Here is a 12,905-nt window from a genome sequence, read left to right as displayed (position 1 = left end):
TGTCACAAAAGCTTCATTCCTGGCGCTTTCCGGCCAGCAAGTGCGGCCTGAAAAATCCATGCCCGTAGGCGCCGGTGGGGCCCATGGAAGTGGGATTGCCCGCCACAGGACGGCCGGGCAAAAAAAGGCGGCCATCAAGGCCGCCGGAGAGGAGAAAGAACCCGCGTTTACAAGGTCAGGTTGCCCCGTTCCTCTTCGGTCAGGCGTAGCCTGGCCTGCTCGCTCAAGGGGCCCGCACCGAGGACCTGGACCGGGCTGTCGGGGTTATAGGCTGGCGTGTGGCTGGCACTGTCGCGACTCGGGGTCACCGGTTCGCTGCCGAAACCGAGCACCTCGACGGTGAAGACCGACGGCCGATCCTGCTTCGCCGCCTGTTGCTGCTGCCGCGCGGCGTCTTCGGCCGCCTGGGAGGCCGCAGCGCCGGCGGAGCTGGCGGCGGTCATGGCCCCGGTGTTGATCGACGCGGTCATAGGCACCCCGAGGACTTGCCCTGGGTCTGGATGTTGGCCGCGTTGACCACCTGCAAGGCCGCGATGTTGACGTTGCCCGACACCCGAATTCCCGCCTCGCCGGCATCGATGGTGCCCAGCGGCGCGATCAGGTCGATGTCGCCCGGCGCGATCTCCGGAATCGGGTTGAGCGTCGCGATCCCCGCCCCGGTGCTCGGTACCGAGGGCGACAGGGTGACATTGCCCCAGTTGTCGTAGACCCGCTTGGGCGGCGTATAGACCACGGTGGTCTTCGAACCGCGGCCGGCGTTGATGTCGCCGGCCGCCGACCAGGCCATGATCGAACCGCCGAAGGTGGTCATGATCCGGCTCTGCCCCAGCAGGATGCTGTCCAGGGAATAGAGCTGGATATCGCCGGCACCCTGGGTGATCACGCCGGCCGTGGACGGTGGCGCCACGCCCTCGATACCGAATACCTGGCCACCGCCCGGCGTGAGCATCTGGATGTTGCCACCGAAGTCGGTGTGTACCCCGGCGCCACCGAACAAGGTGATGTCGCCCTGGTAGGTGATCGGGTTGCCCGCCACGTCGGTCTGCGGGAAGAGCAAGGCGATGGCCTCGCGACCGCGCAGGTAGCTGCCCTGGCGTGGTCCGCCAACCTGGTTGTACTCGCGTCCCGCCGCTTTCAGCTCGGCGAAGTAGACCTCGCGGGCGAAGATCCGCTGTTGCTCGGGCGACAGGGCCGCGTAGTCGGCACGCGCCTGATCGGCAGTGCCACTGAAGCCGTACCGCTCGGCCAGCCAGGCGACCAGTTCGGTCCCGTAGGTCTTGGCCACCTTGCCGCCGCTCAACGACTGGCCGGCCTGTGCCAGGTTCTCCGGGTTCAGGTAGGTCTGGACGAAACGCAGGTAGTCCGCGCCATTCGTGCCGAAGCCGGCCTGCATGACGATGCTGGCACCCGGGCGGCTGTCGCCGGGGACCACGGCACCGATGCTGGTGATGCTGGCCTTGTCTTCCATCAGGATATTGCGTCCTGCCGTCAGCTCCAGGGTACCGGGACCGGCCACCGTGAAGTTGCTGTAGAGAATGTCGCGGCCGGCGGAAACGATGGAAACGTCGTTCGGGTCGTTGTGCACGAACAGGTTGCCCGTGCTAGTGTATTTGTTGATATCAGTCATGCCCGAATCACTGCTGCCCAGTGCGGTACCGCTGCTGACGATATCGCGACCAGCCATCATCCAGACCGGGCCGGCGCCTTCGTACCAGGTCTGGCCAAAGCGTGGAGTGCCAGTCCCCTGGAAGCTGATGATTCGGCCGCTGGTGACGCCCAGCAGGTCGCCGTTGAGCGCGTAGAAGCGCGAAGGGAGACGGCTGGCGGCAATGGTGTCGGAGGCGGTGGCGGAGCCAAAGGCGAACAGGGGCAATACCGCCGGTACCTGGGCCGTGTTGCCATCCGTCGACAGGTTGTTGCCGTTGGTCACCATACTGCCGTTGATCAAGCCCGCGAATGCCGGACGCCAGGGGGTCGCCATCGTTTCAGCGGCCGCGCCGGAACGACTGACGCTGAACCCACTGGCGTAAATGGAGTCGCCGGCCAGGAACTGCAGTTCGCCGGTCACCGAAGGTGCCAACAGTAACGGTGCCTTGTATTCGGGGTCTCTCAGTTGGCTGGTGGCAGCCTTGCCATAGTAGAAACTGCCGCTGGCCGCGACCGCCCGCAGGATGGAGGGGTAGACCACCGCCGCATCGGTGACGGTACCCAGGGTATAGGGGGTGAGGTTGCCACCGGCCGAGAACAGATCGATCGCCGTATGCCCGGTCCACAGGGTGAACCAGCTCTGGCCCGCACCATTGACGCCGCCGCTGACAAAAGGCGTGGCGTTCATCAGGGCGACCCTACCCGGATCCTGCACGTTCTGTACGACCAGATCGCCCAGCGTAGACAGATTGAACGTGGCATCCCCCGGAACCAGCGTCATGCCGCCGGCCGAGAGGGCGCGAGTGGCGATCGTCGGATCATAGGCCCTGAACTCGCCAGGTGCCTGGTCCGTGGCCTGGTTGCCGTAGTGCAAGGCCACGCTGCCCATCGATGCGCCATTGAGTTGCACATGCCCGCGCAGGTCGACCAGCAAACCGTTCTGCTGTCCCTGGGTGAGATCGCTGGCCGGGTTCAGCGCGCCCCCTACCCGCAGGTTCAGATCGCCACCGCCGGTCATCTGCACGCTGCCATCGGCCGCTACCCGCCCCGTGCTGCCAACGGCAAGCACCAGGCCCTGGCTGCGCGGGTTGATCGACGTTGCAAACGCCGCCCCGGACAGGGGGGCCAGGATGCCCGCATCCCCCGCCACCTGGACATCGACATTACCGCCGCCCAGGGTGCCGAACCCGGTGAAACCGACCATCTGGTCGGCGCCACTGCCGCCCAGTGCGGCAGTGTTGGTGTAGGTGCCGAAGTTGATCCACCAGGCGGTTGGCTGTGCCTGTCCCCCTGTGTCGACGCTGCCGCTGCCCTGGCGCCAGAGCCAGTTGCCGACACCGGCGGTGTCATGGCCCAGGTCCGCCGAGTTGGGCCGTCCCAGGCCAGTCGAGACACGGTCCATGATATTGCCGGTGAGATCGCCGCCCACCTTGAGGGTCAGGTTGCCACCGGCGTCCGGGTACCAGGCACGGTAAACGCTGGTGGCACTGCCATTGACCAGCTCCTCGTAGCCACCGAAGGCATCGCCAAGGACTGTTCCGCCGGTCCCCCGCGCCCGGGCCTGGTTGTAGGGATCATTGGCGGAGGTGGCTGTCGATGAGTTGCCGGCGGTGTAGACGCCGTAGAGCGAGTCCATCTTCAGATCGCCACCGGCCAGCAATTCAAGGTCTGCCGTGCCGGTACGAACCACGCTGAAGCGCTGGCTACCGGCAACCAACTGAGACTGACCGACCGCCTTGCAGAACGTCGGGTTGTCGGTGCATAGCTCAGGGTAACCAATGGCATCGAAATCGATGGGTTGGCCAACCAGGCTGGTATCGCCGGCCCAGTTCAGCGACCCCTCCTCGGTCCAGACATAGCTGGTGGCTGCCTTGCAGAACGTCGGGTTGTCGGTGCATAGATCCGGGTAGCCAATGGCATCGAAGTCGATGGGTTGGCCGACCAGGCTGGTATCGCCGGCCCAGTTCAGCGAACCTTCTTCGGTCCAGACATAGCCACCCGGCTTGGCCTTGCCGAACATGCCGTAATGGGTATCCGCCAGATGCAGGTCACCGCTGACAGGGTACGGCTGGACGATACGGCTGTCGGCCGCTTCGGTGTCGGCTCCCGCCACCAGGCGCAGCGACCAGGACTGCGAACCTTCAGCCAGCATCGGCGCAACGGCCCAGATCTGCCCCTGGCGGCCGGCAACCTCAGGACGCAACTGGATGGACTCCACGCCCGCCAGCAGTTTTACATCGGTACCCGAAGGAATCAGAGCGCCCCGGGACAGAACCTGGTTCCCATTCAGGACCACGGTCTGCGTCGTACCGGCAACGCCCGGCAACGGCACGCCCCTGGGCCAGGTCAGGGCCTTGAAGTTGGCCGCCACCGGAAGCAGGCTGCCGGCATCCAGCTGGGTGCCCGCCGCCAGGGTCTGGGACTGACTCAACAACGTACCGGCGGCAAATAGAATATTGCCGGAGGCGTCGCGTACCGCTGCCGCCAACACGGTCCCCGCCGGCAGCGACAGCGCCTGGTCGAGTGTCGCCGATATCGGCAGGCGGGTTCCAGGCGCCAGTTGCAAGCCCTTTATCGGCAAGTCGTAGTTGAGAGTGACGCCGCCGGGGAAGGTCGTGCCATCGGCCAACGTCACCCCGGCCCCCGGTACCACGGTATCGCCACCATTGATGTCGATCCCTGGCAGCAAGATCCAGCCCTTGTCGTCCTGGGTCGCCGGCGGTGGCGCGAACCCGTCGCTGATACTGCCGTAGATATTCAGGTCGCCACCGGCCCGCAAGGTCAGGCTGCCGACTTCGCCGGAACCGTAGACCCCGGTCTTCCGGGTGTTCGGGTTCACACTGGCATAACGATAACCCGACAGATCGATATCGCCTTGCACCACCAGGTCGCCGTCCGGCGTCGCGCTGACAATCTCCACGCCGGGACGCAGATGGAAGGCATCGGCATAGGTGGCGTTGTTCAAGCCCGCCAGCTTGCCTTGCATCAGGCTGGCATTGGCCAGGGCAGCATTGATGAACGCGGTACTCTGCAAATGCTTGGCGTCCAGGTAGGCCTGGTCGATGATCTGGTAGGGACGGCCGCTGGCCGCCGGATCGGTGCCGTAGGCCGCATCGTCATAGCGCCAGGTCCCGTTGACGGCGATCGAACGCGCCCCCAGGATGTTCAGCGGACCGCTGGCATCGATGGCAATGTCGCCGCCGGTGACGCCGCCCAGGCGCGGCGCATTCAACGCCAGGGTACCGCGGGCACGACCGTCGTTCTGCCCCGGCAGATTGCCCAGCGCCCCATCGGTGCCGTGGCGCAGGTCGATGCGTGCACCGCTGCCCAGGGTCAACTGACCATTGCCCGAGTTGAGTTCGACGATCGCCCGGTTCGGCGAATCGATGATCTTGCCGTAGCTGTCGACCCGCAGGCGCGTACCATGGGCATCGAGTACGGCGCTGCCGTCCAGGGTCAGGCCGTTTTTCGCCGACAGGCGAATACTGCCCACCCGCTCGCCGCTCGCATCGACGGTGCCGCTCACCCGCAGGCTGCCGTTGTCGATGGAGACAGTCACGTCACCGGCCTTGAGACCCTCGCCAATGGTCAGGTCGCCCTGCTTGAGCTGGAAGCTGCGCGAACCGGTAACCTGCCCCTCGTTGATCCGCTGGTTGAGGGCGGCGAACTGCTCATCGAGCGTTCCCGTCGCTCCCAGCCGTTGGGCCTGGATCTCAACGCCCCCCGCCGTGTACGGCATCAGGGTGCCGCCCGCATCGTAATAACCGCTGCTGGAGCCGAGAATACGCCCCTGCAGGTCAACGATACCGGCCGCTGCATCCAGCGCCACGGCGCTCAAGGTCCCGGCCTGGTTGTACCTGGCCGACAGGTCGATACGCGAGTCCGCCGCCTGGTGGATATTACCGTTGCGGCTCTCCAGCCTGACGCTGCCGCCCCAGCCGTACTTGGTCACGTCGTTGAAGACAATGGCCCGCCCGGCCACATCGAGCCGGGCATCATCGGTGAGCAGCACGTCACCGGTCGCCCCCAGAGTGACCTTGCCGCTGGGCAGGACCACGGCGCTGGCCAGTCGGATACTGCTGCCCTGCAGGGCCAGTTCGGCGCCCTGCCCGTTCACCTCACCCACAGCGGCGCCCGACGACGAAACGTCAATCGTGCCACCAGCGGTGATGCGGTTCACCGAGCCAGCCTCACCGGTCATCAGCGGGGTCAGGACGTTCAGGTTGCCGCCGCTGTACTGGAAGCCCTTGCCGGCCTCGTAGGCACCCTGGCTCCGGTAGACCGAGAGGCTGCCCTTGTGGTTGGCGGTGATGCGTTCGCTGGCGTTGAGATTGACGTTGGCGAAACCAAGCACCAGGCGATCGAAGCTCTTGACCGTATTGGGCTGGGCGAAGTCGCCATAACCGAACTCGATGCGTTGGGCCTTGATATCCAGGCGCCCGCTGCCGGTTCCCGCGCCACCAGCGATCACCGAACCGGCCGGCTTGTCCGAGCCCAGCCAGATCAGGTTGGCGGTATGGATCGTGGCCACGTCGCCAGCGCCACCGGCACCGTAGATCGCCGGAGTGGACAACATCAGGTTGCTCAGGCGCGACTTGCCGGTCTGTACGTCATAGGTATCGAGCGTCGTGGTGCCATGGAAGTTGAACGCATCACGCGCCGACAGTTGCAAGGTCTCCAGGGCCGGCGCACCGGACTGGGTGTCACCTTGCAGCAGGCGATCGATCAGTTGCTGGTTGAGCGTCAGGCCGGCCGGCAGCCGATTGCCGGCCACCGCATCGGCCAGCGCTTCCGGCGTACCGACGTTGATATTGTTCAGGGCCAGGGTCAGGTGACGAGTGCCGTAACGCACCTTGTCATCGAGCTGGAACGCTGTCGGCGTGACAGCGGCGATGCTGCCGTTGGAATACAGCGAAGTCTGGCCGGTGCACGGGACAAGGGCACAGGTACCCACCTTGATCCCGCCCGTCACCGCCGTTTGGCCCTCAGGCAGGTTGACGACATTGAGCAGACCGTTGGAGACGGCGAGCAGGTTGCCAACCTGATAGATAAAGCCGTTCCGGGCATCGTAGGCGGCGTTGCCATAACCCAGCGTGTTGATCGAGGCGCCCTGCTCCAGCACGATGTCCCCGGAACCGGTGGCCAGGAACACCTCCGGTGCTCCCAGGGTCGCGCCGTCGCGCATGACGATGCTGCTCGACAGTTTCGACAGGGTGATGTAGTTGCCGCCCTGTCCATAGGTCAGCGTCGGCAACCCGCCAATCACCATGCGCCCCGCCCCCAGGGCACTCAGGCTTTGTGCATCCAGGGTCACACCGTCAAACTGCGCCGTGGCCTGGCGCCCGGCGCCGACGATTTCCAACGCGGAGCCGTTACTGCCCAACACCGCGACCGTACCGGCATACCCCCCTTCGGCGGCGTCGAATTTGCCGATCCCCGCAAAGGTGAAGGCTTTCTCCCCGGCGCCCTTTTCCAACTCCAGCTTGAGCGTCCGGGCGTCCTTCGGCAGCAGGGCCCGGGGCACGCCGAGGCGGGCCGCGTCCGCAATCGCGAACTGTGCATAGCTGGTTTCGTTGTACTGCGAGTAGCGACGCAAGACGTCGCCGGAGGTCAGGATGATCTGGTTGGCGACACCGTTGCGGATACCGGTGTTGGCAATGGACAACTGGCCCGAGGTTGACCACGATCCGTTGCGCATCCGTTGCGTACCACCCGCCGTGCCGCCGGTTGCCAAACCATTCAGTTCGACCCGGAAGGCACCGGGCAACAGGGCGTAGGTCGAAGGCATCAAGGTGTAGGTGCCAGCCGGCAGCCCGGGAATCCCTGCACCGAGAGTGATCTGCTGGCCGATCATCGGGTCGACCGCGCCCCCTTCCGGTGATACCGGCGCATAACCCGGCTGCACGCCGGGCACGATGGCATAGATCGGGTTGGTCGCCAGGCCCGGCAACAGGAAGCTGCCATCGGAGCCGAACTGGACCAATGGATTGAAACGCGCATCAGTGGAACCGCCACGCCCGGAAATGAAACCGGCACCGAGCAGGTCGCCACCGCCGGACAGGTCCAGGGTGGCGTCGGGCAGGACCGACACCGACTTGCCACCCAATGCGATACCCACCTGCAATCCGCGGTTGGCGGTGGGTGTACCGCCCTGCCCGAGGAATTCCACGGCCTTGCCGTTGTAGTAATAGGTCTGGCCATCGAAGGTACCACCATACGGAAGCACCAGGCCCTTGCCGCTGACGGAGGTGATACTGCCGGGAAGCAGTTCCACTTTCTCCACGCCTGGGGTGCCCAGGCCGCTGCCGATTTCGATCAGCCCCAGGGGCGCTCGGACCACGCCACCCTGTTTGATGACCGCCGCCCCGAGCCGCAAGCGACCAAAAGCCGAATAGGGAATCGGCGCACTGGCATCGCCCACGCGACCGATGGTCAAGGTTCGCGTCGGATCGAAACCGCTACCACTGCCTCCGGAACCCGCCATGATGGCGGCACTGGTCTGTGTGGTCGGGTACAGCTGGGCCGCACGCAGAGTCATGTCACCGGCAGTGTACAGACCTGTCTTGGGACCTGTCGTTGCATCGGTATCGCTGGAAACCGCCAGCAAGCGCAAGTCGCCCTGGCTGGTCAGCTCCACCTGGTCGAAACCTCGACGCTCGATGGCCACCGCCGGTTGGCCCAGGTACGCGACGGAGCTCTTGACCCCGAAGGTAACGTCACCGCGCACATCAATCAGCTTGGCATCCGCAGAGAACACACCATGGCCCAGCGGGGTTGGCGAACGACCGTTCAGGCCGGGAACGACATAGCTCTCTTTCCCCAATGACTCGAGCATCCCACCCAACAGCAGATAGGCGCTGGAAAGACGAACCCGAGCCTGATCCGCGGCGTTGCCCGTCAATCCCAGGTAGCTGGAATAGAGTTGCAGGCTTTGGCGTGTCGATAGCGTCACATCGCCATCAACGCTCAACAAGCCACTGCTGAACAAGGTCAGGTTGTCAAAACCTCCAGCCTCGAACTGGTCGACGCCGAACCGGCCCTGCCCGTAGGTCAGCACACCCGCCGCGTCCTCGGCCGTGGTCGGTAGCGTATTGGCCTGACGGTTCTGGCTGAGCACCAACTCGCGGTAGTTCAGCACTCGATCGGTGGCAAACGCCTTCAAGTACGCCTGGCTTTGCAGGGCCACCGTCAGCGTGCCGCCAGCAGCGCCCTCTGCACCGGCGCGGGCATTGAAACGGCCATCCAGGTACAGGCCGTTGTTCGAGGCCAGGGTGATGCTGCCGCCATTGCTGGCGACCAGCGTGCGCCCCTGCCCCGGGACGTCGAGCATCGCCTGTGTGCCGGAGGCCTCCAGTCGTGCACCTTCACGAACCACCAGGAACAGGTCGGCCGCCTTGACCTTGCCCGTCGCGGCGTCGAACGTGCCACCCAGGCTGATACTGCCGCCGTTGGCCACCCGGCCGTAGACGCGACCACTGGCATCCGTCGCCGTCACGGCCCTGGCCGCCACATCCATCAGGGCGTGCTCGCCTACCCAGATGGAGCGGCCATGGCCGATGGCATTGACCTGATCCGAACTCCCTGTGGTGATCGCCCCCAGGCTGACCTTGCCACCCCAGGCGCTCAACGTGCCATCCAGCGTCAGCTGGCCGATGCTGTTCAGGGCGATGGCCTGGCCGGGGTCGACATGGATGAGCGCACCGCGGCCGACACTCAGTACGGTGCTGGCCATGTCGGCAGCACTGGATGTATTCGTCCCCGCGTTAAGGCTCAGGCTGGCGCCGCTACGCTGTGTCAGCACCCCCTTGGCGGCATCGTTCTGGTAGAGATCGGGCGTCCAGCGTTCCAGCAGTGTCGATGGCGATCCCCCCGACGGTATGTCGCCGGCCTGCTCCCCGACCCGATAGACCGGCATGCTTACGTCGACCTGAGTACCGTCGGTGACGGTCAGCCCCTGGTTTCCGGTGATGTCGTAGGCCGAGAACCCCTTGTTGAAGAAATCGTCCGCCAGTTGAAGGGTACCGGAAGCTGCCGGTGTCGAACTGTCGCCGATCTGTACCTTGCCGGCCTGCAGCCTCAGGGTGCCGCCACCGTTGACGCCGTAGCCACGCAGTTCACCAGCAAGCGTCAGATCAGCTGCCGCCGTGGAGTTACCCACGTTGACAGCAAGGGTGATGTCGCCCCCTTTGCCACCGCTGAGCTTGCGATTATTGAGCAGGGCAGCCCCCGAAGAGACATCGACCAGGCTTCCCGTCCCAAGCGTCACATCACCGGTACTGCGTAGCGAAACCGCCCCCCCGTTGATATAGGGCAACCGGCTGTTATCGCCATCCAGCGCCAGGTTGCTCCATAGGCCAGTGGTATCGAGTTTCACCCCAGCCACGATGTCGACCACGGCCTTCTGGCCAGCCGCCGGCTGGATGATCTGGTCGATGACGCCCTGGGTCGGGTTGGCGGAGTTCACCTGATTGAGCACGTTGCCCAGATGCAGGCCACCGGAGTGAGCGGTCAGGTTGGCATTGACCCGAACCTGCGGCCCGTACAGGGTGATATTACCGCCCTTGCCCACGCTCAGGTCGCCATTGACCTGGACCTGCTGCCTGGCCGCCACCTTGATGGCGCCGAGCTGGAAACCATTGAGTTGATCGCTGTCCAGGTACAGGGTGCCCTGGCGATTGGCTGGCAACGCGGTGCCCAGGTCCAGTCCGGCTGCAATCTGCTCGACCCCGTCGCCGATCTGCACCTGGTCCGCAACCGCGTCCAGGCTGTAGCGCAGGGTGCCGGTCTTCTTGTCATGGATCGGCGTGTACTTGCCGAAAATCAGCTGCGCCCGCTGGGCGACAGCGTTGCGCGATTGCTGGTAGCCATCGAGATTGAGGTTCGGCGCCTGATTCTGCCGGTCGCCCTTGAACACCTCACTGACGATCTGGCCTTCCAGCACCGCGTTGCTGGTACCGATCACCAGCTTGCCAGCATCACGGCCCACGGTGTAACCCGATTCATAGCGTTGCTGCTGCGCGATCATCGGGTTGTAGAAATACTCGGTCTGGCCCCAGCGGGCACTGCTGGACTCGAAGCCCTTGTAGATCCCCGAATAGAGAATGTCTCCGGGGGCCCGGGACAATTCGTAAAGGCGACCGTCGGGCCCCTTGAGCCAGGTCTGCCGGATGTAGCCGGACTGTACGTCGACGGTGCCGCCGGACAGGTTGAGCTGTGCGCCCTGCTGAGTCACCACCTCCTTGCCGGTGAAGGTCAGCGTGCCGCCCTGGGCCATCCATTCGCCGATGTTGTGGCCCTGGGTACCGAGATACCCGCCGACTTCCAACAGACCGCCCGCCGTGTACCAGCGATCGGTGGCATAGCCGTTGGTGCCGGCGGGGACGAACACCAGCTCGCGCAGGTCGACCCAGACGTCGTTGTTGATCAGCTTGCCACCGTCACGGTTGACCGGTGCGTCGCGCTGTTCGTTACCTTGCACGTTGATCTTGATGTTGTTGGACTCCATCGAGACCTTCACGCCGACCGCGCCGGAAACGTCGATCACCGCGCCATCACGCACCAGGCTGCGCTGGGCGGCACTGACGGCCACCTGGCCGCCGGTGGCGAGGGTGATGGAACCCTTCTGGAAGTCGACGTTGCCCCCACTGACGATCTCGATGCGCGACTGGTCGGTGCGATCGCTGACCGTGCTCAGGTTGTTGAAGAACCCGGTGATCAGGGTGTTTGGCAAACCGTCGAGACCGGTCAGGCCGTTGTTGCGCTGGCTGTCAAGAGCAGTGGCATCGGTGTTTTCCAGCAGGATCGCGGTGGTACTGCCCTGCCCCAGGGTCACGCTACCGGTGGTGTCGGTAGCCGAGTTGAGCAGGTGAATGGTGCCACGGGTGTCGACCGAGGTGCTCGCCAGCGCCACACCGTTCTGCTGTACCTGGTGCCCGGTCAGGGTGATATCGCCGGTGGAGGCCAGGATCAGACCGCTGTTGCTCACCTTGCCGGCGGTACTGCCGGCTTTCAGCGAAGTCGCCACTTCGTTGCCACGGGTGGTCGAACGCTGGTTGCTGCTGGTACCGACACCGCGACGAATGTAGAAGTTGTCACCCGCGGCCAGGGTGGTCTGGCCTTTGGCAGTAGCGATGGTCCCGGCGTTTTCCACCTCGGAACCGAGCAATAGCGCATAACCGCCGGCCTCGGTCGACGAGGTGGGCGCCAGGGTCTGGATGATCGCACCACGCTGAACCTCGACCTTGCCCGCCGCATCGGTGAAGGTCGGCTGGGTGCCATTGGTGTCGACGTAGATGCCCCGCTGGATGAACTGATCGTCGCTGATGGTTGCCGCAGCGGCCACCAGGTTGCGCACGTTGACCTGGCTGGAACCGCTGAAAACCACACCGTTGCGGTTCATGATCATCACGGTGCCATTGCCCTTGACCTGGCCCTGGATTTCACTCGGACGCGCCAGCGGGTCGTTGACACGGTTGAGCACCGCCCAGTTCGACTGCTGCTGGAAATCCACCGTGGTGTTGCGCCCGACGTTGAAGGTTTCCCAGTTGAGAATCGCCTTGTCGGCGGTCTGTTCGATGGTCACGGTGGTCTTGCCACCGGCTTGGGTCTGGGTCGGTGCCTTGGCATTGAGCCAGCCCTGGGTCAGGCTGTTGTCGACCTGCAGGCCGCCCTTGCCCAGGCCATCGGGAATATTGCTCAACTGGCCGAGCGCCGCCTGGCGACCGGCCGCCTGGGCCGCCTGCTGGGCGGCGATGGCGGCCACGGTGCTGTTGAGATTGCCCAGCGAACGCTGCAACTGCTGGTTGGCCCGGCTCTGCTCCGCCAGGGTCGGGATACCCGGAATCTGTCCACTGTTGTTGCGCGCCGCGGTGGCCGACAGGTTGGCCCCCTTGTTGGTGAACCAGGCCGAACTGAACGCCGTTTCCGCCTGGGCGCTGCCCGCCACCATCCACAGGGCGATGGCTTGGGCCAGGGGCTTGAGCCGCAGGATCGAGGAGGCATCGTCGTGACGCCGGGTGTTGGGTCTTGCCGAGGGTTTGCAGCGCAGCATCACTCCATCCTTTTCAGATCGTGCCAAGGGCGGCAACACATGACCCGATCGGTGACGGGGCGTTGCTCATTACCGGATAGGCGGTTGCGGAAGGTCGCGACCGAACTTCTGTCATGGAAAATTCATCTGCCGGGAACCGTGCTCCCAGACGCAAGAAATCAGCAACGGCAGGACCGTTGCTGATCGGGTATTGCCAGTCGTTGAAGCC

At 64.8% G+C, this 12,905-nt stretch carries 1 pseudogene; it reads right to left on the bottom strand.

Going from position 1 to position 12,905, the window contains the following annotated elements:
* Positions 1 to 167: 167 nt before the first annotated feature.
* Positions 168 to 12,697: pseudogene (locus ACZ5KU_RS13730) on the bottom strand (filamentous haemagglutinin family protein).
* Between the last annotated feature and the right edge of the window lie 208 nt (positions 12,698 to 12,905).

It is taken from the genome of Pseudomonas sp. Tof1 (genome assembly GCF_055390395.1).
This window is presented reverse-complemented; position numbering and strand designations above follow the sequence as displayed.